This is a genomic window from Paenibacillus turpanensis, from assembly GCF_011421635.1.
In the GTDB taxonomy this organism is placed as follows: domain Bacteria; phylum Bacillota; class Bacilli; order Paenibacillales; family YIM-B00363; genus Paenibacillus_AK; species Paenibacillus_AK turpanensis.
Genome location: NZ_WTLI01000032.1, coordinates 1 through 23,034, shown reverse-complemented (window position 1 = coordinate 23,034; position 23,034 = coordinate 1). Strand labels below are relative to the sequence as shown.

The window sequence follows — 23,034 nt, the reverse complement described above, 5'->3', positions numbered from 1 at the left end:
GGGTGACGTATATGAAATGGACATCAATGAAAGCGGCAGCGGCTGTGGTGCTGCTGAGCGGAATATTGCTTCAGGCAGCTCCTGTATCGGTGCAGGCAGATGACCTATGGTCGCGCTGGCAGGCAGGCGACAAAGCCGCTGCGGCGGGGAATCATGAGGCGGCGGTGCCGCATTGGGAGTACGTCACCGAGGTGCTCGCGCAGCGTGAGGAATGGAATAACGCGGCAATCTTTGCCGGCAAGCTGAGCCGATACTTCGATGAAACCCACCAATACGTGAAAGCGGCTCATTATTACGAGCTGGAAGCCTCGTATTGGGATCGGACCGGAAATGACTGGGGTTACCCGAAAAAAATGCGGGCCGCCCAGCTGCGCAGCGAGCTCGAGCTGTTTGTATCCAGCGGGAGCGAGGCGCGCATTACGGAAACGATTGCTCCGTACAAAGGAAGGCTTGCGAAGTTTGAGCCGGAATACGGGATGTACTTCGGCATTTATTCGGAGCTCGACCCAAAGGTGGGCAATTATTTTATCAAGAACAAGGATGAGTACGGGAAAAAGCCGGGGATTTCGCTTTTTTACTGGTCGTGGGGCTTGGAATTCCCGCAAAGCTATATCAGCCGGGCCAAGGAAGCAGGCTCGGCAGTACAGATCGCTTTCGAGCCGAACGGCGGGCTGGACGAGGTGACGGACGGTCCGTATTTGCGGAATTTTGTACGTGACGCAAAAGCGGCGGGACTGCCGATTTTTTTGCGTTTTGCTTCGGAAATGAACGGCCCTTGGGTGGCCTGGCACGGAAACCCTGAGCAGTATAAGGAGAAGTTCAGACTTGTTGCGGATGTGATCAAGGAAGAAGGAGCGGACAACATCGCCATGGTGTGGAGTCCGAACGACCTCCCTCATGGAAACATCGATTCGTATTATCCGGGTGACGAAGTCGTAGATTGGGTCGGGGTGAGCTTGTACAACTCCCCGTACACCGTGGGTGACGATGGGGCGATGAAGAGCAGCCTGCAGTCCTCGCCGGTGGAATATTTTGACGCGATTTACCGCAAATATGCGTCAAGCAAGCCGATTATGATCAGCGAAGGCGGCGTGGCCCACCATGACAATACGAAGAACGAGGACTTTACGGAATGGGCGCAGCTAAACCTGCAGCGGCTGCTGCAGGTGCTGCCGTATCAATACCCGAGGCTGAAGGCGGTAACGTATTTTAATGCGAATATTCCCGCGGTGGACAACCCGGTAGTGTCGCGCAGCAACTACTTGATTAATGATTCGGAAGCGGTGCAGAGCACCGTTCGCGGCATATTGGCGAGTCCCTATGTGCTGACGGAGGTTCGAACCGGAGCGAAGCCGGAGACGCCTGTCGCGTTTCAGGCGTTAGGCGATCGAGGTGCAACCCTTCATGGGCGCACCGCCTTTGTGCCTTATGTGCGAATCCCCGAGGTGTACATCGGGGAAATCGAGGTTGCGCTGAACGGCGCGACGGTGCGGACGCTCGACCGCGTGCCGTTCGTTTTCGAGCTCGAGGCGGCCGAGGTGCCGCCGGGCTCGACGCTTTCGCTGCGCGTGTACAACCGCGCAGGCGCTTTAGCCATTGCCCGCGATTTCCGGGTGTCTCCGGAAATCCGGGTGGACATCGACGGCGCGGCGCAGCAGTATGCGCAGCCGCCGGCGGTCGTGAACGGGCGGACGCTGGCGCCCGTGCGGTCGATTTTTGAAGCGTTGGGGGCGAAGGTGACCTACGACGCTTCGACACAAACGGTGACCGGCACGAAGGGCGCTACGGTCGTAACGATGCGGATCGGTGATTCGCGCGCGGCGGTCAACGGGCAGGAGGTTACACTGGAGCAGCCGCCGGAGCTGATCGACAACCGTACGATGGCGCCGGTGCGTTTTGTCGGTGAAGCGTTTGGGGGCAAGGTGACCTGGAATGCAGCGGAGTATAAGGTGGAGATCGATACGACGCCATAGCGGAAGAGAGAAACGTTTAGAGCGGGAAGTATGCCGTTACTGGAGTTCCAGCTGAGGAAGTATTGCGAAAACGTGTGAGCGCAGCTTTGTGTTTCCGGCATCTACAAAAGCGAAGACATAAACCAAAGGCATAAACCAAAGGCCCAAACCAAAGGCACAAACCAAAGACACAAACCAAAGGCACAAACCAAAGACACAAAGCAAAGATACCACAACACATAAACACAAAACGGTGCTGCCTCGGAAGGCAGCCCCGTTTTTCCCATCCCATCGCAAAATGCGAAGGAGTACTATCTTATTGATATTGCTGTTGGTAGTAAGAGGATTGGGATTGAACAGCCGCAGTGTTGATGACAGAGCGGATGTTGTTCTCAAGCTGGCGGCAAACTTGAGTTGCTTGCTGAAGCGTTTGAACCGCTTTGTTGTGCTCTTGGATCATGTATTGCAGGTTTTGCGCGTTTTGCTGCTCAAGCTGAGCCATTTGCGCGTACAGCTGAGTGTGCTGCTGTGTTTGTTGGATGACTTGCTGCATCATTTGCTCGCATTGCTGAATTTGTGCAGTGATTGCTTGTGTTTGTTGGTACATGAGATCGAACCCTCCACTGGATATTATAGGTACCTGTTATGGCCCTGTCATAGTATGGATAGGTTCGGATAAAATATTCATCCATGCGTAAAACGATCGGCGACGGAGCTGGCCCCAAACGAAAACGGCTTAATTCGTGCCTCGTATCCGACCGAGGTCACCCAGCCTTTGATTTCTTGAATGAGTACCTTCGTATCTCCCTGCTGCCCGATGTCGATATGAATTTCAAACGGGTACTTGCTAAGGAGCTCCGCCATGCCTTGGCTGTTTAACACATCAACAGTTTCCAGGCTCAGCTCCGTTTCTTTATAAATGCGAAACCGCAGATCATGCAGCGGCTTGCTGCGGATACGCCGGAAAAAGAAGCGCGCGCCCTTTCCGACACGGTGTACAATCAGCGCCGTCACCATCGTCGTTCCATGCTTCGAGGTTTGTGAATCGGTGCCGATCACAAGCTTATATCCGGCTTTCGGGTCTTCTTGGACGAACGACATTACACTGCGAACGACATTTTCAACAGTCATCGTGCCCCAGGTCGGACTGACAAAATGCATGACCGATCCCTCCCTTGCCTTCATTATACTCAAAGCCAAGCTGCGAATTTCCTCCAACTAACAAGTGTTATGCAAAAAGAAACCTCTGTCCATAGTAACTACTAAATGTGAAAATGTACCCTCGCCCCGTTGTATCGATTTCTGCTTATACAAAAAATTTGTATTGTTTTATTTTCGAGACAAGATCCGGCGCCAATAATACAAAAAACTTGTATAGATTCGCTCCAGGTAACCCTTTTAGGGCAAAAGGATGCGAAACTATACAAAAAATTTGTATTATTTGGGCGAAATTTTCAATGTCGAAGCCGATAATACAAATAATTTGTATAGGGATAGGGAGGGAAGGGCCAAGGCGCCCCCTACGCCGCGTCGTGGCCTGCCGCCAAGGCGCCCCTACGCCGCCGCGCCCCCGCCGCACGCGAATCCGCCGCCGCCGAGGCGCCCCTACGCCGCGCGGGATGCCCGCCGTCGCCAAGGCGCCCGCGCCGCGCGTCGGGCCCCGCCCGCTTTAAAACATGCTCCAATCGTACGTTTGCGACAGCCGCTCCAGCAGATGAACGCCGGCGAGGCTGTTTCCTTTCTCGTTAAGCGCAGGACCGACCACGCAAATCCCGGCGACGCCTGGGCGGATCGCCATAATGCTGCCGGAAACGCCGCTCTTGGCAGGCAGTCCGACCTTTATGGCAAACTCCCCGGAAGCATTATACATGCCGCACGTAACCATAAAGGTTTTGGCGATTTGCACGTATAATCGGGGAATGAGCTGCTCCCCTGTAGCCGGATCGACGCCGTCGCAGGCCATAATGAGCGCCATTCGGGCGACATGCTCGCAATTGACTTCAATTGCACAATGCTTGAAGTAAACCTCAAGATGCTGCTCGACATCACCCTCAAGAATGCGGTTGTCTTTAAGAAAATAAGCGAGCGAACGGTTGCGGTTCGCCGTTTCCGATTCCGAGAGGAATACGTCATGGTTGTATGTGATCGACGGATCGCCGGCGAGCCTGCGGATAAATTGTAAGATCCGCTCAAATTTCAATTCGGGAGTATCACCGCGGATGAGAGAAGAAATGACAATTGCTCCGGCATTAATCATCGGGTTAAACGGTTTTCCCGGCTCAACCAGCTCCAGCTTGAGCATGGATTTGAAGTTGTCTCCGGTCGGCTCCATCCCCACCTTATCAAAAATGCGTTCCCCATGATCCATGAGGGCGAGAATAAGGGTGAAAACCTTGGAAATGCTTTGCATCGTAAAGGAGAGTCCGGCATCCCCGGCGCTGGTTACCCGTCCGTCTTTATCGATGATGCTGATCCCCAGCGCGTGTTGTGGAGCAAGGGCCAGCTGCGGGATATAATCGGCCACCTTTCCTTGAGCGCTGAGAGCTCTGCTTTGCTCCAGAAGTTCCGGCAGCGCCTCCTGCCAAGGGCTCTTTACGTGTTCTCTCATTGTCTTTCCTCCCCAGTTATGGTTATCCTCCATCGTCCTGCTTTTATTATATCGAAAACAGGGTGGGGAGGCATGGAAGAAGCGGGGAGAACTTTACGATTTGGATTTAGGTGGATTTTGACCGCGGATCGGAATGGTTTCTAAAATAAAATAATGGATGACAGGCTCTGTTGCTGTGAGCATAAGCGCGGTGAGGAGCGCCCCGGTAACGGTGACGGCCGCGCCGATAAAGGCATTGGAAAGCGTATAAACGATGAGGAATGAAACGGCAAAGTCAGCGGCAGTGCTCAGCCACAGTGTTCCGGGCCGCAAAATCAGCAGCTCCATCAGGCGTCCGGCAGCTGCGGCACATAAGCCGACAAGAATTGGCTGGTACCAGGCTCCGTACCCGACATTCGGCAGCAGGAGCGCGGAAAGGGCGATCAGGACGGGACAGGCGACCGCTTTCCAAATCATATTTGCCATAACGCATCCCCTTTCCAAGTTGTTTTTCCTAGTGTGTTTATTCTTAGAATGATCGTTTTATAAAAAGAATATCCCTATACTTCCAAAAAGTTTTATACTAAGGAAAATAGTAACGGGAGGCGGTTGGTTGGTGACGACGATTATTATTGTGCATTCCATCGAAGAACGGCTGGCGGCAGCTCTCAAGCAAGCGGCTCCAAGCTGCCAATTCTACTATGGCAAGGACCCGGAAAACTGGCTGGGGCATTTGGGAGATGCCGAAATCGTAGTGGGCTGGAATAAGCAGGTTCAAGAGCGGGTGCTGCAGCCCGGGACGAAGCTGCGCTGGCTGCAAAGCTGGAGTGCGGGTGTCGATAAGCTGCCGGTTCGCGAGCTGGCGGACAAAGGGATCACGGTAACCACAGCAAGCGGCGTGCATCCTTATCCGATTGCGGAGCATGCTTTCGGCATGATGCTTTCGCTGACAAGAAAGCTTCACCTTTCGATGCAAAACCAGCTTCAGCGCAGCTGGAAGCATACAGGCATGCTCGGTGAGCTGCATGGCAAAACTATCGGTATTCTCGGGCTCGGTGCCATCGGAGAGGAAATCGCCCATATTGCGCGGGCGTTTCGCATGAGAGTGTTGGGGGTACGCAGGTCGGGGGCTGCCTCTCCGGCTGCCGACGAAACGTACAATGTAGACCAGCTCAATGAAGTGCTTGGGAGAAGCGACTATATCGTCAACTGTCTTCCGGGAACATCCGGAACGACGGGTCTGATTGGACGTGAGCAGCTTCAAGCGATTAAGCCGGGAGCCTATTTCATTAATGTCGGAAGAGGTACGACGGTAGACACCGATGCGCTGATGGAGGCGCTGCAGGACGGACGACTCGCAGGCGCGGGATTAGATGTCGTCGCACCAGAGCCTCTGCCAGAGGAGCATCCGCTATGGACGATGCCGAATGTGATCATCACCCCGCATAATTCCGGTACGACGGAATATTACCATGAACGGGTGATCGATATTTTTAAGCGTAATTTGCTTGCTTATCTAGACCGCGGGGCACCGGATATGAATGTGTACGATCCGGCCAAAGGCTATTGAGCGGGCTTGAAACTCAGCGTAAAGCCGAGCAAACCCTTCAGCCGGATGCGAGCAGAGTCAACATCAAGCAAGTCACCGCAGAAGCCGCATCCCTAGAGCTGAAGGTGGCCAGCTTTAACCTGAGACGAAATGTATGGTTTGACGGCTGGAATATGTGGCCGTTGCGGAGGAAGCGGGTGCTCGAATGGTTTCGAGCGAATGAGCCGGACCTTGTCGGCGTTCAAGAGCTGCTCCCCTCGATGCGGGCCGATTTGGAACGATCGCTGAAGAGCTACACCTGCATCGGTGAGGCAAGAGACGGCGGCGGCCGGGACGAAAGCTGCCCGATCCTTTACCGCAAAATGGGCTGGCGCCGGCGCAAAACCGGCACATTCTGGTTGTCGGAAACGCCGGAGCAGCCGGGAAGCAAAAGCTGGGACGCCGCTTACCCGCGGATCTGCTCTTGGTGTGAGCTGGAGGCGTCTTTGCCGGACGGCGGCTCCAAGCGGCTCCGCCTCTATAATACGCATCTGGACCATGCCGGTCCTGAAGCGAGGCTTCACGGCGCTGCAGTCATCGGGGAGCAAATCGCTCGGCATCATAAAGAAGAGCCGCTTCCTTTTGTATGGACAGGTGATTTTAACGCTACCTTTGGGAGCCGGCCGATCGACTACATTACCGTCACGATGGAAGAGCAAACCGGCCTGCGGGTTCGCGATGTGTACAGCCTTGCGGGAGGCTCGGCGTTGGAGATGCCGACCGCGGAAGAGCCGGGGAGAACCTTTCACGGTTACCGAGGCGGCGTGAACGGCTGGCCCATCGATTTTATTTTCATATCGGACGATATAATGGTGGAACACGTGGAGGTCGATCGGACCCGCTTCGGCTGGTTTTACCCTTCCGATCATTATCCGGTCCTTACTAGGCTCCGCCTATAATACATAACCGACAGGGACCGCGCTTCGGCGGTGAACTGCCCCCCCATGTGATAGATACAATCTTCCGAATGGGTGGTGTTCACAGAAGCGGCGGTTTTTCTTTTTCCCTGTATTAATTCAGCAACCCTTCCCATAAGAACATTTACCACCATTTTCCGCGAAATATGTCGTTTATGAATGACACCGGGTAAAATGGCATGGTACAATGGAATCATGCAGCTTTGCATGGAAAGGGGCCTCTCCCTATGATGAGGTTGGAGAACGATTGGGGACCGCTGCTGCAGGAAGAGCTGCAAAAGCCTTATTTTGCCCAGTTACTCGAATTCATTGAGCATGAATATAACCATAACGTCGTGTATCCGGGTATGCACGACATTTTTAATTCTCTTCAATATACATCCTTCGCGGATACGAAGGTGGTCCTGCTCGGACAGGATCCATATCATGGACCTGGACAAGCGCATGGGCTCAGCTTTTCCGTGCGAAAGGAAGTACCTCTCCCGCCTTCACTTCGTAACATGCTGAAGGAGCTGGCGGACGATCTAGGCTGCGCAATTCCTCGCAACGGGTGCTTGGAGGCCTGGGCCCGGCAGGGGGTGCTGCTCCTAAACACCGTATTAACGGTTAGAGAAGGACAGGCCGGATCGCATCGCGGCAAGGGCTGGGAGCGGTTTACAGATAAAATGATCGCCCTTCTTAACGAAAAAACGACTCCAGTCGTGTTTATTTTATGGGGAAGCCACGCTCAAACCAAAGCATCGTTTATCACCTCTCAAAGACACCTGATTCTTACGGCACCGCATCCAAGTCCATTATCGGCCTACCGCGGATTTTTCGGCAGCAAACCTTACTCAACAACTAATGCATTCCTTGAACAGCATGGATTCACGCCAATTCGGTGGCAGCTTGAGGAATAAAAGGCGGAAACTATGGAAAAGAGGTTTCAACTGACAAAAAAGCTACGTTTCGGACCGGCCCATCTGCGAAGCCGGCTCATGCTCTGGGGATGCCTGATGCTGATCGGCATGGCTTTGTTTATTATGGTTGTTTATTCTTTATTTGAATATCGGTCCGTCAAGCTTGCTGCCTTTAATCGTCTGGATGAAGCGGTGACAGCGGAAGCGGCCTATTTGGATAAGTGGATGGAGGACAGGCTCGGAGATATAGAAGGCTTGTCGGTTTTCCCTACCTTGCGCAGCGAAAGTAAAGCGTTTATCGAAGAAGCGCTGTTTACCGTCAAAAATACGAGGGCTGATTTCATGTCGGTTTCCTTCGTCAACAATCGGGGAATGATCGAGTTTAGCACGACGTCAGCAGCGATCGGGCAAGATGTGCAGATGACAGAGTTTTATCAAGAGGGCTTGAACGGACGCGTCTATGTCAGCAATGCGAAGGTTACCCAAACGGGTGAAGTTCCAGTGATTGTATTCTCCTCTCCCGTGTATGACTATGACCGGCGTTTTACAGGTGTTGTTACTGGGGTTGTGGCCGTTGAGAGGATGGACTCTTTGCTTGAACGTCCTCACACTGCTACGGCAGCGACGACGTTTGTCGTTGATAATGGGGGTAGATTAATCGTTCCTCCTGCCAATGCCGATGACCGTGCTCGTCTAGCTTTATTTTATAATACAGGGCTTTTGCCGGATACAACTGGATTAATCGGAAATCCAGTCAATTATGAATACCGCAACTTTGAGGATAAGAAAGTGTATGCGGCCGTGGAACCGATCCGCGGCGGCTTATGGTACGTAATAGGAGAAACCGATAAGGATGCAGCGCTTCTTCACTTGTTCAATAATGTGGTGTGGCTGTCTTTATTCGTTCTTTTAGTACTAAGCTTAATGGTAGTTTTCGTGCATAAATTCGCCTCTCGAATCGAGCGTCCGGTAACGGAGCTGCTCCGCGGCGTTCACCTGCTGCGTCAAGGTAACTATAACTATAGAATTGACGACGCAGCTTTTGCCGGCACATCGATAGAGCTTATTGAAATATGCAGGGCATTTAACGAAATGTCTTCGACGATTCACCACAATATGCAGCAAATTTATATTAGTGAGCAGCGGTATCGGTCTCTATTCGATTACAATATCGATGCGGTTTTTTCGCTAGATATGGATGGGAGGTTTGTCTCGGCAAACCGAGCGGCCTCCACTCATTTCGGACTTAAGATGGAGGAGCTGATCGGGCAGTCATTCCTTGTGTTCATTGACGCGAAGGAGCATGAAAGACTGATCGACGTATATCATCAAGTAAAAGGCGGGCAGCCGACGCAGCAGGAATTAATGATTACCCGCAGGGACAGCACTCAGATGGATGCGATCGTTTCGGTCGTGCCGATCTTTGTTGATGGGAAGGTCGTTGGCACTTATGGTCTGATGAAGGATGTGACCGAACAAAAACAATCCGAACGGGCGCTTTTGGAAACGAATCTGATTCTCAGAAGGATGTCCGGCAGCGACGGTCTTACAGGTCTGTCGAACCGTCGGCTGTTTGACGAGGCGTACGAACAGGCTTGGGAAGAATGCGGCCGTGAGGGCAAGCCTCTATCATTGATCGTATTTGATATCGATTCTTTTAAAATATACAATGACACGTATGGGCATCTAAAAGGCGACGAGTGTCTGAAACATGTTGCGGACGTGCTGCAGCAATTGTTTCGTGGGCGGAAGGACTGTCTGGTTGCGCGGTACGGTGGGGAAGAGTTCGTGGTGCTCGCACCGGGACAGTCCTGGGACTTTACGGCGGAGCTTGCGGAGCGGATTCGCAGCCGGATCGTATCTTTAAAAATTCCCCATGAATTCACGAAGGCGTCTACCAATGTGGTAACGATCAGCGCAGGCGTAGCCTCGACATTTCCCGGGCTGGCCGTGACGCCTGACGTCGCCGAGCAGGCTCGGAGGCAGCTGTTTCAGCAGGCGGATGAAGCGCTGTATCGCTCCAAAACAACCCGCAACAAAGTCACGATTTATGGAGAGGGGTAGAGGGTATTGAAATTTAGAACGGCAGCTGTCCAGTACGAACTGAAGACGATTGACAGCTTTGAGCAATTTGCGGCGCAGTCTGAGCATTACGTCCGTACAGCGGCAGAGTTTGAAGCGGATTTCATTTTGTTCCCGGAATTTTTCACGACGCAGCTGCTATCGATTGGGTCTAACGGGAAGGTAACCGGCGGACAGCCGATTTCGCATCTCCCTTCTTATACCGAACAATATACGGAATTATTTACGAGACTCGCGAAGGAAAGCGGCGCGCATATTATCGGCGGGACGCATGTCATCGAGCGCGGAGGGAAATTTTACAATACAGCGTTTCTGTTTTACCCGGACGGAAGAGTAGCACAGCAGCCGAAGCTGCATATTACCCCGACGGAAGTGAAGGAATGGAATATGCAGGCGGGGGAATCGTTCGAGGTGTTCGACACCGCATTCGGACGCATCGCACTGCTGACCTGCTACGATATCGAGTTCCCGGAAATCGTGCGGATGGCCAAGGCCAAAGGGGCCGACGTTGTGTTTTGCCCGTCCTGCACGGATGACCGGCATGGCTTCTATCGCGTGCGGTACACGAGCCATGCGCGGGCTGTGGAAAATCAAATTTATGTTGTCCTGACCGGAACGGTCGGCTCGCTGCCGACGGTAGACTTTATGAGAGGCAACTACGGCCAAGCAGCGGTTATTACGCCAAATGATGTGCCGTTCCCTCCAAGAGGCATTCTTGCTGAAGGAGAAATTAACGCAGACATGGTGATCGTGGCCGACCTGGATTTGGAGCTGCTTTACAAGGTTCGAGAAAAAGGCAGCGTCACCACGTGGCGCGACCGCAGAACTGATCTTTATACAGATTGGTAAAATGCTGAGGGAAAGGGGAATGGACAATGGCCTATTATAAGCAGCTGTATGTTCAGGACCGGAAAGGAACAACCCTTCAAGCAGTCCTTCGCAATTATACGGAGCATGATTTTGACGAATTAATTCGCATTCAATCGGAATGCTTTCCGCCGCCGTTCCCCTCGGAGTTGTGGTGGAATAAAGAGCAGCTTCACTCGCATGTGACGCGTTTTCCCGAGGGAGCGCTGTGCATCGAAGCGGGAGGACGGCTGGCCGGTTCGATGACCGGACTTCGGATGCATTTTGACCCGGCGCAGCCCGGCCACAGCTGGGCGGAGGCGACGGATAACGGCTACATCCGCAATCACGACCCGCAGGGCGAAACGCTGTATATCGTAGATATCAGCGTATCGCCCGCATTCCGCGGATATGGTCTCGGGCGCTGGCTCATGCACGCGATGTACGAGACTGTCGTGCAGCTGGGCATGGAGCGCCTGCTGGGCGGAGGCCGGATGTCCGGGTATCACCGGGAAGCGGAGCGGTTGACGGCGCAGCAATACTTGGACACGGTCCTGCGCGGCGAGCTGTCCGACCCGGTCATTTCGTTCCTTCTCCGCTGCGGGCGGACTCCGGTTATGCTGGTGGAAAACTATTTGGATGATGAGGAATCGCGCAATTATGGAGTCCTTATGGAATGGAAAAATCCGTTTAGGAGGTAGAGGATATTGGCGCAAAACGTGCAAATGCAGTACATACGGGTAAACGACATCGGCGATCCGCTGTTCCGGCAAATTCATGATCTACTGAAAAAGGTGTTTCCGCCGGAAGAGGTGCTGGCCTTCGAATTATGGGAGGAGCCGCTGCGCGACCCGGGAATCCGCGTTTTTGCCGCCGTTTTGGACGGGGAAGTCGTCGGGGTAACGGAATACCGCTATTACAGCGATTGGGAAGTGGCGATGACCGACTTTACCATTATCGGACGCGAAGGTCTCGGCATCGGACCGTTCCTGGTAAAGCAGCGCGAAGCGGATTTATTGGCGCTGGCGGGCAAGGAAGGCAAGCGGCTGAAAGGGATGTTTGCGGAAATTTACAACCCGATGCTGGTTGGTGAGCTTTCCTTCGGCGGAGTATGGCCGATGAACCCGTTCGTACGCCGCGAGGTGCTGAGCCATCTCGGATACCGCCGCTTGGACTTCCCGTACGTGCATCCTTCGTGGGAAAACGACGGGGAAGCGGTGGGCGAGCTCGACCTTTCCTATCTCGCTTACGAAGACGGCGTGGAAGAGGTGCCGGCTTCGCTGGTCGCCGACTTCTTAACGCGTTATTATGCGGTGCTTGACCAAAAGCCGCAAGCGTGGCTAGAGATGGTGGAAGGCCTGCGCGCGCGGGGCAATACAGGTATTCCGCTGCTGCCGCTGTAGGAGCGGTATGCACGGTGAATGAATGAAACAGCGCTTAAATATAGGCTAAGAGAAAACCGGGCATCGGACGCCCGGTTTTTTTTGCTGCCTTTTTAGGTAAGAGAGTAGGGGATCGTACCGGCTGGGTAAATGAAGAATTGAAAATTGTCCTGTGCAGAAGGAGGGGAAGATGGGGGCGGCATTGAACTTCATTTTTACAGGCTAGAGTGCATCGAAATGATTTAATAGAAGGCTGCCCGGTGCTTGGCGGTCTTTTTTCGTATGAAATGAATGGAACCGAAAGGCCGCTTCATTTGTCAATAGTACAAATCGAAGTAAGGAGGGTGGATATGGACGATGAATTGTTTTTTAAGACGTACAGCCGCGACGTTTACCGTTACTGCCTTTATATGACGCAGAACAAGCAGGATGCCGAGGACCTGTGCCAGGAAGTGTTTGTCACGGCTTTGCAGCAGGAGCTGCATCGGATTGAGCGTCCGAAAGCGTGGTTAATGCGGCTTGCGCTGAATCAGTGCCGAAACTATTTTGCCCGGCGGAAGAGAGGGGCGGCCAAGGAGTGGCTTTCTTACTTACTATCCCGAACCAATCGCGGAGAGCAGGTGGAAGAAACGTTCTTACGTAAGGAAACGGCCGTCGAGTTTGGCAAGCTCTACAGTAAGCTTCCTGAAAAAATACGTTCGGTCATGACGCTTTGTTACATTAATGAGCTGAGCCTGCAAGAGGCGGCCGAGGTTCTGGACGTGCCGTTAGGGACGGTGAAGTCCCGTTTGCATCGCGGGCTGTCGCAGCTTAGGCAAGAGCTGGACTCGCCGAAAAACCGACATTTAAAGGGGGATGAATGCTATGAGTAATGCGGCCGAGCAGGAATTGAAGAGATGGGCAGCCTCAGGGCAAGAGGAGGAGCCGGATTACGATGCGATGCTGGTGTCGATTCGGAAGCGCGTGGCTGACAATATGCAAGCTCCGATTGGTAAAGCAGGGAGGCGGAAGCGGATCGTTCGTAAGCGCCGGGTGGCTGTCATTGCCGCGATCTGCTGCTTAACGATGGCGCTTCCTGTCGTAGCGGGCGTTCAATACGGCTGGGACCGGCTCTGGGGTGGACGAAACGTGCTTCAAGCGATTGAGGTTGGGTTCGGAGAACGGCTGCAATTGACGGAAATGAGCAAAGGGGTTTCGATGACCCTTCATGGTGTAGTGACGGATGATAGGAACATGAACATTTTATTTACGATGAATGCCCCTCAAGTAGCACAGGACTATACCGCCCTAGAATTTGAGGAGCTGCGTCTAACGGATCGCGAAGGCACGGAGTTCCCTGTTGAGGAAGGACTGAGACTTGATGAAAAGACCGGGCATGTGGTCGGAATGTTCGATACGGAAAACTTCCTGGAGAATGGCAGGGAACGAATATCGCTGACGGCTAACAACCTGCTGGTATATCAAACGCGGGAAAGGGCAGTGTCTCTTGATCCGCAGGGAGAGCAAAAGCAAACCGCCAGCACGGGAGACGCGCGGTATCCATCGGTTGAAATTGTTTCCCTGATCCCGGAAGCAGGAAAGCTGACGGTCCGATATCATATCCAAACGACGTTGACTGAACCCATATCGATGAATCCTAAGCTTCTTCTGCTAACGGATGGAAAACAAGCCGATTCTATGAATCACACCATTCTGCCTCCTGAACGCGCGGACTCCCTTACGGCCCAAACGACATTTGCCGTTCCGGAAGGCGAAATGGATCAAGCGGAATTCCGCTTTGCAGCGCTTGAGGTCGGGCAGACCGTAAAGGGAAGCTGGTCGTTTACGTTTGACGCCGACGGGCGGAAGGCGCAGCAAGCCATGTATCGAAAGCATTTGCCGCCGGAAAAGACGTTAAACAGTACCATAATGCAGTTTACGGATCTTGTGGTTACCCCGCTGCAAATTCGTCTCTTGTTCGATGAGAAGCAGCGCATGCCGGAGTCGGGAAAATCCGTAGTATCTTATGAACAATATACGCTGCAGGTAGGGGAGCATGAGCTCGAAGGCGGGCTTTGGATTGACAGCGAGGATAATAAGTATTTGAAATTTGATCTGCCAAAATGGTACGAGGATTGGTCGGATGTTCCGATGACGCTATCCATGCGGAAGAAGCTTGTGCATGCAAGAGCCCCGCTGGATCTGAAGTATCCGCTGGAGCAGCCGAGCGGGCAAAAGCAATCGTTTACCGTCGATATTAAGCAATATCCTGTTACCTTTACTTATTATAAAGAGGGAGACGCTCTCGTTGTGGAGTCGGAATCGAAGGCCCCGGATTTTGGCGGAATCGTGCAAACCTCCATTGAAGTGAACGGAAAACGCCGGTATGCGGAGGTTACACCAATGCCGCCGAGCAGCCGGAACGTGAAGAGGATTGAACGATATCCAAACTTGCCGGAGGGCGAGCTGATGCTGAACCCGACCTTCTATTTCTGGTTGGATGAAGCGGCGGAAGAGAGAGTTATTATAACGGAAGCGGGAGAAGAGTAAAAAAAGAATCCCTCGTCACCGGCGGAATGCAGCCATTTATGGATTGCGTTCCGCCAATAGGTGAACGGGGGTTTTTTATGGAGTAAGAAAAATGCAGCAGTATTGCGGAAAGCAATCGCTTTCCGTTTACTTCAACCAAGGTAAAGATATGATTATTCGACATTCTTCTACATTTTTCGTGTTGGTCGGCAGGTTTTTTCCTTTGCTTCGCGAATGTTGTATCCATAAAAAATATTTCCGCTATGAACTTAGCAGCATGAGGAGGCTCCCCTTTGACAAAAGCGGATGGAAGACGAAGCCTGCGCCGGCTCGTTCGAAACGTGTTAAACAAGTCCACCTTATTTACCGTGCTGATCTTCGGAAGCATGGTTATCGCCCTGTTCTCCTTTGCCTTGCGTCCGCTGGCACAGCTGGGCGCCCAAATGGTTGCGCATTCGGTTATGCGCGAGATGACATCGGCTTCTTTTCCCGCCGAGCACGGAATCGAACGCCTTGTTGATCTTACACTCGAAACGACGGGCGGGCAGGTTTGGGAGAAGGCGATGAAACGGCAAGAAGAAATCGCCTTTTACATTCCTCTGATCGACGAAAAGCCCGGTGAATATAACGAAGGAAAAGAAATGCCGAGGCATATTCACGCGGTCGATTTGATGGTTGAATTGGACGGCCGGGACCTTTATCGGAGCGACTATTTGCGCAATCCGGCGGTAGGTCCGCCGATGCAGGAGTCAAGCTGGATTTTAGCTTACTTTAGCCGTCCTTACGAAGCGCCGGTGAAGCTGGCCGACGGTACGCAGGTCGGATTAATCACGGCTAGAATGTACCCCCCTCTCCTCGCTTCCATTGTAGGCATTATCTCGGGTCTAGTCCTGTTGCTTGCGATATTCGCATTTCTGTTCAACCGCTTCCTAATCCGCGGGGTTACGGCTACGATGATTCGTCCGCTGCTCCAGCTTCGCGAACGCTTTGGGGAGCTGGCTAACGGTCAAACGAGCGATCTCGTCGCGAACGGCATGCGGATCGATCGTTCATACCGGGAAATTGACGATATTACGCTGGAAGCAAATCGTATCGTCGGTAATATCTCGAACTATGCGGAGAAGCTGCAGCAGCAAAATGAAGAATTGGAGGCGCAAAACGAGGAGCTTGAGGCACAACGGGATGAGCTTGAAGCGCTCAACGCGGAGTTGACGGAGTCGAGGGCTGTCATCGAAGCTTCACGTCAGGAGCTCATGGAGAGCGCCTTCGCGATGAGACTCTTGCTTGATAACGCGGGACAAGGCTTTTTCGCGGTCATGCCCGATTTGTGCGTGCAGCCGGGCTCAAGCCGGGAGTGCCGCGTCCTCTTCGGTGAGGACGTTGAGGGCAAATCCTTCCCCGAACTGATCTCGCTTGGAAGTGAGGAACAGCAGCGCTTTCTCGAGTCGCTTTTAACGAATATTTTCGAGGAACCGAAAGCGTCACGCCGACATGTGTACATGCCGCTCTTAACACAAGAGCTTCAGCTTTTGCAGCGTACGGTCAAGCTGGAATATCGTCAAATCACGCACGAAGACCGAGGTGTGGACCTGCTCGGCTTGCTCGTCATCGCAACCGATATTACTGAGCATAGAAAGCTCGAACGGCAGATGGAGGCGGAACGGCAGCAGCTTGAAATGATCGTGCGGATCGTGAGCCATCATCAGGATTTTTCGGAATGTATGACCGAATATCGGGCATTCTGCCGCGATTCGCTCGGCTCCGCGCTGCAGGCGGATACTGCCATGTCGGCATTAGCGGAATGGTATCGCGAGCTTCATACGTTTAAGGGGAACTTTGCGATCTTCCGTATGCAGTGTACGGTAGACCACTTGCATCGGGCGGAAGCGCAGCTTTCGGAGTGGATGAAGACGCCGGGGCTGTCGCCTGAGCAGATTGCAGAACGAGTCCGAAGCTGGGATGCTGAATCCTGGGTGGAGGAGGATTTAGCAACGGTAAGGGGACTGCTTGGCAGCGAGGTTGGGCAGGATCGAAGCATTTTGCTGGTAGAGAAGGAGCATTTGCTGGCCATTGAAGACAAAATGGCGTCATTGCTTTCACCCGTCGAGTACCGTCTGCTGCTGCCCGAGGTTCGCAAGCTTCGATTGGTGCCGTTCACTCAGCTCCTGGAATCGTATCCGGGTTACGTGGCACAACTCGCCGAGCAGAATGATAAGAAGCTGAGGCGCTTCGAAATTACCGGAGGAGATTTTTACGTAGAGCATGAGATGTTCCATGCGTTCACCCGAGCTCTTACGCATGTGTTTCGAAATATGATCGACCACGGAATCGAAATGCCGGACACCCGTTTGGCAATCGGTAAGCCGGCGGACGGCGCGATTTCGGTTCGGATAACCCGTGAGCAGGGCCTGCTTATGATTGTGCTTGAGGATGACGGGGCCGGCATTGATTCGGAAGCAGTAAGCCGTAAAGCCGTTGCCCAGGGCATCGTTACGGAGGCGGAGGCGTTCATATTATCTGTGGATGAGATCGCGGAGCTCGTCTTCCATCCAGAGCTGTCGACGCGAGACGCCGTAACGGAGCTGTCCGGTCGCGGGGTGGGACTCTCCGCCTTAAAAGCGGAGGTAGAGAAGCTCGGAGGAACGATTACCGTCCGCTCCGAGCGGGGCCGCGGCACTGCTTTCGACATCCGGTTCCCGTATCCGGAAACCGACTCGCTCGAGGCGCCGTCGTTCCCGGATACGCTTCAGCCGATGATCGACCGGGCGGAAGCGTATCTGAGCGACGTATTCGGCGAGACGATTACGTTTGAAGGCTCATTCCGCCAAGTCCCGAACCGCAAGCTGGAGCTTCAGCAGGTGTCAGTGTTTATTGGGCTTAAGGGTGCGTTCGAAAGTCTCTTCGTACTGACAGCGGACGAAGAGGCGGCGAAGCGGTTGTTCCGCGCGATTGCCCTTGGTCTCGCCCCCGGCGAGGAGCCGGAGCCGTCGGATTTGGAAGACGCTGTTGCTGAGGCCGGCAATGTTATTCTCGGCAATACTCTTGACCGTATAAGTGTCTATGGGCGCCATTTGATCATGGAACAGCCCGTAACGGTACGCACGGAGAAGGCGTCCTTCACGTATTTGGAGTCGGACATTTGGACATGCTCGACAAATGATGAGAGAAAGCCGCGGGTCAGCATCCGTTTCGTCGCAAAGAGCAGCAGCTACACCCCGTCAAACGAGGAAAACGAGGAGGATTCATCCTATGGCTAACATTTTGATTGTAGACGATTCAAACTTGATGCGCAGAAATTTAAAATATCTGCTTGGCAACGCGGGACACGAGGTGATCGGCGAAGCGTCGGACGGAGCGGAGGCATACCGCCAATACACGAAGCTGAAGCCGGATCTCGTCACGATGGATATTACGATGCCCAATATGAATGGGATCGAAGCGGTTAAGAAGATTTTAGAGTTTGATCCTCAGGCCAACATCGTGATGATCAGCGCTCTCGACCAGAAAAACATGGTTATGGAAGCGGTCCGCGCAGGGGCCAAGCATTACATCATCAAACCGGTGACGGATGAAAAAATCGTGCAGACGGTAAATCAAGTGCTGAGTGAGCTCAAAGGCGAAGCCGGAACCGAAGCGGAGACTGTAACGGAAGCAAGCGTCCCGGCTGAAGCCTCTACTATTGCAAAGGAAACGCCGGTGTTCGAAATGGGTAACGTAGAGGGCTGGATCGTTTATTCATTTGGCGGCGAACCGGATGCCGATACACTCGCAAAGATTGAGCAGACGCTGCCAAGCTTTTTCTTCATGAAGCCGCTCCGTATTGCGTTCCGCTTTGCGGGGGCGACTCAGCTGTCGAAATCCGTTTTGCAAACGATTCGAGGCCATGCAGCCGTGATTGAAGGGCAAGACGGCGAAGTGAAGATCGTCTGCACAGAAGACGAGCTGTACCGCGCGCTCGTTGCCGCGAAGACGTTTAACACGATTCAAGCGGAATGATAAGGCCCGAGAGGGCGAAATGGGTACTAGCCGTAAGCATCATCCGTTTCAGATCCGCGTAAGAGCACGTCGATTTCAAACAATATGGTCGATATCGACCCTTCCCTTTGGGAGGGGTCTTTTGCTTGTAATCCCAATTTATCCCGATTGTTGATCCCAATGGTATGGATATATAATGAAGTAGAGTAAATGTCGAACAGCGTCGTATTTTGTCAAAAATAAATTGGGGGGCTTTACATTGAAGCTGAGAACGAAAATCTGGTTGATCTTTGGAGGTTTATTTCTGTTACTGGGCACTGTATTTGCTTACAACAGTTACACCTCCAGCAAAGAAGCAAGTCTTCTCCGTTCGATAAATGAGAAAACCCTTCTTTCTGCTCTGTATGCGAAAGATATGGAGCTCGCTCTGGCGTTTCTCCAAGTGGAACGGTTACGTGGCGCGGTCGGAATTGCGAGCCCCGCCGAGAATGCTTAAGCAATCAAGCAGCGTGAAGATGATTTTAAGGTTACGTTAGAGAACTATGCGAAGCTTAATCCGGAGGATTCACAGCACGTAGAAGTTATTCGCAGCAATTTCGAGAAGTTTTTGACGGGCAAGGGTCCCGAAACGATCCAAATTGTCGCTAACCTGAATAAGGATGTAAAACAACTGAACCAGGATAATGTGCAGCGAATTCAAAGCTCGCTTGCCGGGGCCATGAAAAGCAACCATGATTCGAACATTCTTTTAAACAGTCTGGGGCTCCTGGTTCTCTTGCTCAGCCTTCTGTTTTCCTTCCTGTTTACGATTGCCATCGTCAAACCGATCAGACGGTTAATCGGCGCTTCTTCCATCATTGCAAGCGGCGATTTAACGAATCCCATTACCGCAAAGTCAAAGGATGAGATTGGCGAGTTGGCTCGTAATTTTGAGGCGATGAGACAGAGCCTTGCCCAATTTATTCGCAGCTCACAGAATACGGCATACCATGTCGCCGCTTCGACGGAGCAGCTTAAAGGGAATTCGTCGGAAGCCTCCGATTCGATTAGGGGCATGACGGAAAAACTTCATGCCATTGCCCGAGGCTCTAACGAACAAATGCAAAGCACGGTAGAAACAGCGCGGGCGATGGAAGAGATGAGCAAGGGCGTCTTCCGAATTGCCGAGCTGACGAATCAAGTCGCAGAGGTGTCGCTTAAGTCTGAGCAGGAAGCCGCACAGGGAAATCAATTACTGTCCACAGCCGTCAAAACGATGGACAACCTAAACGGTGTTGTTCATCAATTTTATACTACGGTAAGCAAGCTGGATGAGCATTCCAGAGCGATTAACCAAATCATGGATGTCATCAAATCGATTTCATCACAAACCAATTTGCTTTCCCTGAATGCCGGCATAGAGGCTGCTAGGGCGGGCGAGCACGGGAAAGGGTTTGCCGTAGTTGCCAGCGAAATTCGTAAGCTTTCGGAGCAAACCAATTCTTCCTCCGAACATATTTATCAAATTATTAGTTTGATTCAAGAGGACACGCGTTCTGCAGTGGCAACGGTGGAATCCGGTGCGGCCGAGACGGAAGCAGGCATGCAAACGATTCGATCCGCAAGCGAAGCCTTTGAAAAGATTACGACCGCTACCGTCGATATCTCCCTACAGATCCAGGAAATTTCCGCCGCAACGGAAGAAATGACAGCAAGCTCCGAAGAGATCAGTGCAACTGTGAATCAATTGGCATCGATCGCGAAGGGCGCTTCTGAGCAGTGTGAAGAAATGACTCATGCGTCACAGGATCAGCTGAAAGCGGTTATGGAAATCGCAAGCTCAGCCGATGACTTGAACGTTTCCGTTCATGAGCTGCAAACACATATTAAGCGTTTTAAAGCGGACATCGAATAACCATACTTATCTGGTTTCGCATACATGTGTGAAACCCAAAAACGGCCTGGCCACAATGAAAAATTGTGGCATAGGCCGTTTTTCCTAACTAAAAAGCAGCTTTGCTTAGGAGGCAGCGGTTTTCCCCTGGACGAGGACAAATCGCTGCCATTTTCGGCTTTTCCAGCGGAGGAACATGGCCACCGCTCTCAGCCATTCATCAAGGCTGGTCGCAAGCCATATCCCGGCAAGCCCCCAATTCAGCTTCACGCAAAGCCAGTAGCCGACCGGCAGGCTGACTCCAACCATGGTCGCCCAGGCCATCCAAAGCGTAAACCGCGAATCGCCGACAGAGCGCAGCGCGCTAACCGCGTTGAAATTTAAAATTTTACCGGATTCCAGCAGAAGGTTAAATAACAGGAGCTGCTTTCCCCATTCAAGTATAGCCGGGTCGTCGGTAAAAAAGCGCAGCAGCGGCTCGGCGCACAGCCATGCTGCCATGTTGACGACAAAGCCGACGGAGAAGCCCCAGCTCACACTCCGGTAGGTTTGGCGATAGGCTTCGTCATAATCACCCGCGCCGGCCAGCTTGCCGACAACGATGCTGTTGGCGGAGCTGAGTGCCGCTCCGAAGGTCAGCGTAAACGAGGCGATATTTAATACGTATTGGCGCGCGGCCACCGCCTCTAAACCCATCGTGCTGATCCAGCCAAGGAAGATCGTCTGCACGACATGGTAAGTCGTCGTTTCCAAGGCCGCGGGCATGCCGATGTTAATCATATTTTTCATATCCTGCTTGTTAAAGGTTAGCATGGAACGAAGCGTTAAACGTACGGGTGTCAGTCTCGCAAGGAGCACCAGCAAGTATCCCGCTGCGGCAATTCGGCTTGCCGATGTCGAAATCGCCGCTCCGGTTACGCCGAGCTCTGGCAGAATGCCCCAGCCGAAGATCAGCAGGCCGTTGCCGGCTGCGTTCAGCGCATTCATGCCGATGGAAGCCCACATCGTTTCCTTCGCATAACCGTAAACGCGGAGCACCCCGGTTAAGCCGTTTACACAGGCTTGTACAAATAGGAAGCCGCCGACAATTTGCAAATAAGCCATCGCGTCGTTCATGATGAGCGCATCCGTATGGAGAATGGCCAGCAGCGGCTCGGCGAATACGACCAGCACGATGCTGAGGACGGCTCCAATCAGCAGATTGAACGTGACGGAGCTGACGGCTACGCGGGTAGCATTGTCCTCCTGCTTGGCTCCGAGGTACTGAGCTAGGATGACCTGCGTGCCGACGGTAACGACGCGAAGCACAAGCAGCGCGAGCATAATATATTGGTTGGCGGGAGCCGTAGCGGCTACCGCTTCGTCGGAGACGAAGCTGAGCATCCAAAGGTCGCTGCTGCCCATAAGCAGCATAAGCACCATTTCAATCCATAGGGGCCAGACAAGCCCCCAAAACTCTTTCTTCCGGTTGGACATTGCAGCAGATGCACCACACTTTTCATCGTGATGCAGATACATTACCATGCCGGGGAGTAGGGGGCATTAGCAAGATTTCGTCATCCTATTGAAATTTTGCGTTTTTCTTCAGTCAAGCCCATTCTAAGCGTGGTCTACCGGTCCTTACTCAAATTCCTCGTATTCCTCTTCCTTCTCTTCAGCCAATCGTTCCAAGTCAAGCACATTTTCCATTTTGTATTGAAGCAGCATTTCTTTTTTGACTAAATTGCGGAGCAGCCGCTCCGTTCCGCGGTTGAACTGCAGCAGCTTGCGGGCCGTCGGCTGCTGGGCCAGCACATGCTGAATTTTTTCTCCCTCGGCATTAAGCAGATGGGACATGCCGATTTCCTCCATGGCGATGGAGGTAAGCAGCAGGTTGACCGCTTCCTTGCGGGTCAGCTGAATGTCGGGTGTAATATCGGGAACATTCGGTAAAGACATGATGGATCACCCCTTACTAGATTCGGTAACTTATACGTATGGGTAACCCGTGTCTAGTATTCGAGTTATTTCGAGCGGGGCTCGTGTTTTGGCGATTTTTGTAGAACGATCGGTGGTGGAGGCGTCTTCCCGCGGCGTTTTTTGGAACGAGGGGGAACCGTCCCGCCAACCTGCTTCACAGTGGAATGCTGCGGCGATTCGTCCTTTGCGCGAGCTTCTTTATGGTGCGAGGATGCGGATTCTTCCCGATTCGTACTTTTTTCCCGCTCATGCTCGTCCTTTTCGTTCGCAGGCTCACGTTCAACAATAGTGTCATCGTTCTTTGGGAGCAGGAACGGTGCCGACCTGTGCCCCCAGCCTGCCGAAGTGCCGCAGGAGGCAAGCTTTACGGTCTGGCTGTAAAGCCGGTCGACGGATGGAAGCAGCGAGGGATGAAGCATTGCGCAGACGCTTTGCAGCCGCTCGATGTGCTGAAGAGCAAGCCGGG

Annotated in this window: 21 protein-coding genes; 14 read left to right on the top strand and 7 right to left on the bottom strand. The window is 52.9% G+C overall.

The features are described from left to right. Positions 1-11 precede the first annotated feature (11 nt). Complete coding sequence (locus tag GQS10_RS21715; protein WP_166246198.1) at positions 12-1,973, top strand: stalk domain-containing protein; 1,962 nt, start codon at positions 12-14, stop codon at positions 1,971-1,973. Positions 1,974-2,268: 295 nt separating this feature from the next. On the opposite strand, the gene GQS10_RS21710 is transcribed toward GQS10_RS21715, so the two are convergent. From GQS10_RS21710 to GQS10_RS21695, 4 genes are all read right to left on the bottom strand, one after another. Beyond that, complete coding sequence (locus GQS10_RS21710) at positions 2,269-2,559, bottom strand: hypothetical protein (protein WP_166246196.1); 291 nt, start codon at positions 2,557-2,559, stop codon at positions 2,269-2,271. 77 nt (positions 2,560-2,636) lie between these two features. Next, positions 2,637-3,113, bottom strand: a complete 477-nt coding sequence (locus tag GQS10_RS21705; protein WP_166246195.1) for a ribonuclease H-like YkuK family protein — start codon at positions 3,111-3,113, stop codon at positions 2,637-2,639. A gap of 508 nt (positions 3,114-3,621) precedes the next feature. Then, positions 3,622-4,560 (bottom strand): glutaminase A, encoded by a 939-nt coding sequence (gene glsA, locus GQS10_RS21700; protein WP_166246193.1) that lies wholly within the window; start codon positions 4,558-4,560, stop codon positions 3,622-3,624. Positions 4,561-4,653: 93 nt separating this feature from the next. Further along, entirely contained in the window at positions 4,654-5,025 is a 372-nt protein-coding gene (locus GQS10_RS21695) for a DUF2512 family protein (RefSeq protein ID WP_166246191.1), read from the bottom strand. Positions 5,026-5,155: 130 nt separating this feature from the next. On the opposite strand from GQS10_RS21695, the gene GQS10_RS21690 reads away from it, so the two are divergent. The 13 genes from GQS10_RS21690 (at position 5,156) to GQS10_RS21630 (ending at position 20,630) form a co-directional block, all read left to right on the top strand. After that, a complete protein-coding gene (locus tag GQS10_RS21690; protein WP_166246217.1) occupies positions 5,156-6,109 on the top strand; it encodes an NAD(P)-dependent oxidoreductase in 954 nt (317 codons plus the stop codon). Further along, on the top strand, positions 6,106-7,026 hold the full coding sequence (locus GQS10_RS21685) for an endonuclease/exonuclease/phosphatase family protein (RefSeq protein ID WP_166246189.1): 921 nt from the start codon (positions 6,106-6,108) through the stop codon (positions 7,024-7,026). Before GQS10_RS21690 ends, GQS10_RS21685 begins: the two co-directional genes overlap by 4 nt. Before the next feature lie 245 nt (positions 7,027-7,271). Next, complete coding sequence (locus tag GQS10_RS21680; protein ID WP_166246187.1) at positions 7,272-7,943, top strand: uracil-DNA glycosylase; 672 nt, start codon at positions 7,272-7,274, stop codon at positions 7,941-7,943. A gap of 12 nt (positions 7,944-7,955) precedes the next feature. Further along, positions 7,956-10,007: a sensor domain-containing diguanylate cyclase gene (locus GQS10_RS21675; RefSeq protein WP_166246185.1), complete on the top strand. Its 2,052-nt coding sequence runs from the start codon at positions 7,956-7,958 to the stop codon at positions 10,005-10,007. A 6-nt stretch (positions 10,008-10,013) separates the two neighbouring features. Continuing rightward, the gene (locus GQS10_RS21670; RefSeq protein ID WP_166246183.1) at positions 10,014-10,874 is read left to right on the top strand and encodes a carbon-nitrogen hydrolase family protein; all 861 of its coding nucleotides are present in this window, start codon (positions 10,014-10,016) and stop codon (positions 10,872-10,874) included. Positions 10,875-10,900: 26 nt separating this feature from the next. After that, positions 10,901-11,572 carry a GNAT family N-acetyltransferase gene (locus GQS10_RS21665; protein WP_166246181.1) on the top strand — a complete coding sequence of 224 codons (672 nt, stop codon included), beginning with the start codon at positions 10,901-10,903 and terminating at the stop codon, positions 11,570-11,572. Between the two features lie 24 nt (positions 11,573-11,596). Then, positions 11,597-12,274, top strand: coding sequence for a GNAT family N-acetyltransferase (locus tag GQS10_RS21660; protein WP_166246215.1), 678 nt, complete (start codon positions 11,597-11,599; stop codon positions 12,272-12,274). A 329-nt stretch (positions 12,275-12,603) separates the two neighbouring features. Beyond that, positions 12,604-13,125 carry an RNA polymerase sigma factor gene (locus tag GQS10_RS21655; protein ID WP_166246179.1) on the top strand — a complete coding sequence of 174 codons (522 nt, stop codon included), beginning with the start codon at positions 12,604-12,606 and terminating at the stop codon, positions 13,123-13,125. Continuing rightward, positions 13,118-14,782 (top strand): DUF4179 domain-containing protein, encoded by a 1,665-nt coding sequence (locus GQS10_RS21650; RefSeq protein WP_166246177.1) that lies wholly within the window; start codon positions 13,118-13,120, stop codon positions 14,780-14,782. The genes GQS10_RS21655 and GQS10_RS21650 overlap by 8 nt, the downstream gene beginning before the upstream one ends. A gap of 272 nt (positions 14,783-15,054) precedes the next feature. Further along, positions 15,055-18,018, top strand: coding sequence for an ATP-binding protein (locus GQS10_RS21645; RefSeq protein ID WP_166246175.1), 2,964 nt, complete (start codon positions 15,055-15,057; stop codon positions 18,016-18,018). Beyond that, the gene (locus GQS10_RS23745) at positions 18,011-18,757 is read left to right on the top strand and encodes a response regulator (RefSeq protein WP_166246173.1); all 747 of its coding nucleotides are present in this window, start codon (positions 18,011-18,013) and stop codon (positions 18,755-18,757) included. Before GQS10_RS21645 ends, GQS10_RS23745 begins: the two co-directional genes overlap by 8 nt. Positions 18,758-18,995: 238 nt before the next feature. After that, positions 18,996-19,232 carry a hypothetical protein gene (locus GQS10_RS21635; protein WP_166246171.1) on the top strand — a complete coding sequence of 79 codons (237 nt, stop codon included), beginning with the start codon at positions 18,996-18,998 and terminating at the stop codon, positions 19,230-19,232. Positions 19,233-19,343: 111 nt separating this feature from the next. Continuing rightward, the gene (locus GQS10_RS21630) at positions 19,344-20,630 is read left to right on the top strand and encodes a methyl-accepting chemotaxis protein (protein WP_166246169.1); all 1,287 of its coding nucleotides are present in this window, start codon (positions 19,344-19,346) and stop codon (positions 20,628-20,630) included. Between the two features lie 105 nt (positions 20,631-20,735). Here the strand turns inward: GQS10_RS21630 and GQS10_RS21625 are convergent, their stop codons facing one another. The 3 genes from GQS10_RS21625 to GQS10_RS21615 form a co-directional block, all read right to left on the bottom strand. Beyond that, positions 20,736-22,085: an MATE family efflux transporter gene (locus GQS10_RS21625; protein ID WP_166246167.1), complete on the bottom strand. Its 1,350-nt coding sequence runs from the start codon at positions 22,083-22,085 to the stop codon at positions 20,736-20,738. A gap of 144 nt (positions 22,086-22,229) precedes the next feature. Beyond that, positions 22,230-22,547 (bottom strand): alpha-helical endospore appendage domain-containing protein, encoded by a 318-nt coding sequence (locus GQS10_RS21620; RefSeq protein ID WP_166246166.1) that lies wholly within the window; start codon positions 22,545-22,547, stop codon positions 22,230-22,232. A gap of 65 nt (positions 22,548-22,612) precedes the next feature. After that, positions 22,613-23,034: hypothetical protein (locus GQS10_RS21615; protein ID WP_166246164.1), on the bottom strand; the 422-nt coding region annotated here is incomplete at its 5' end.

Excerpts from the sequence above, each read along its gene's own strand:
- GQS10_RS21715 (WP_166246198.1), top strand. The coding sequence starts at position 12 with ATGAAATGGACATCAATGAAAGCGGCAGCGGCTGTGGTGCTGCTGAGC.
- GQS10_RS21710 (WP_166246196.1), bottom strand. The coding sequence starts at position 2,559 with ATGTACCAACAAACACAAGCAATCACTGCACAAATTCAGCAATGCGAG.
- GQS10_RS21705 (WP_166246195.1), bottom strand. The coding sequence starts at position 3,113 with ATGCATTTTGTCAGTCCGACCTGGGGCACGATGACTGTTGAAAATGTC.
- glsA (WP_166246193.1), bottom strand. The coding sequence starts at position 4,560 with ATGAGAGAACACGTAAAGAGCCCTTGGCAGGAGGCGCTGCCGGAACTT.
- GQS10_RS21695 (WP_166246191.1), bottom strand. The coding sequence starts at position 5,025 with ATGGCAAATATGATTTGGAAAGCGGTCGCCTGTCCCGTCCTGATCGCC.
- GQS10_RS21680 (WP_166246187.1), top strand. The coding sequence starts at position 7,272 with ATGATGAGGTTGGAGAACGATTGGGGACCGCTGCTGCAGGAAGAGCTG.
- GQS10_RS21675 (WP_166246185.1), top strand. The coding sequence starts at position 7,956 with ATGGAAAAGAGGTTTCAACTGACAAAAAAGCTACGTTTCGGACCGGCC.
- GQS10_RS21665 (WP_166246181.1), top strand. The coding sequence starts at position 10,901 with ATGGCCTATTATAAGCAGCTGTATGTTCAGGACCGGAAAGGAACAACC.
- GQS10_RS21660 (WP_166246215.1), top strand. The coding sequence starts at position 11,597 with ATGCAGTACATACGGGTAAACGACATCGGCGATCCGCTGTTCCGGCAA.
- GQS10_RS21655 (WP_166246179.1), top strand. The coding sequence starts at position 12,604 with ATGGACGATGAATTGTTTTTTAAGACGTACAGCCGCGACGTTTACCGT.
- GQS10_RS21650 (WP_166246177.1), top strand. The coding sequence starts at position 13,118 with ATGAGTAATGCGGCCGAGCAGGAATTGAAGAGATGGGCAGCCTCAGGG.
- GQS10_RS23745 (WP_166246173.1), top strand. The coding sequence starts at position 18,011 with ATGGCTAACATTTTGATTGTAGACGATTCAAACTTGATGCGCAGAAAT.
- GQS10_RS21625 (WP_166246167.1), bottom strand. The coding sequence starts at position 22,085 with ATGTCCAACCGGAAGAAAGAGTTTTGGGGGCTTGTCTGGCCCCTATGG.
- GQS10_RS21620 (WP_166246166.1), bottom strand. The coding sequence starts at position 22,547 with ATGTCTTTACCGAATGTTCCCGATATTACACCCGACATTCAGCTGACC.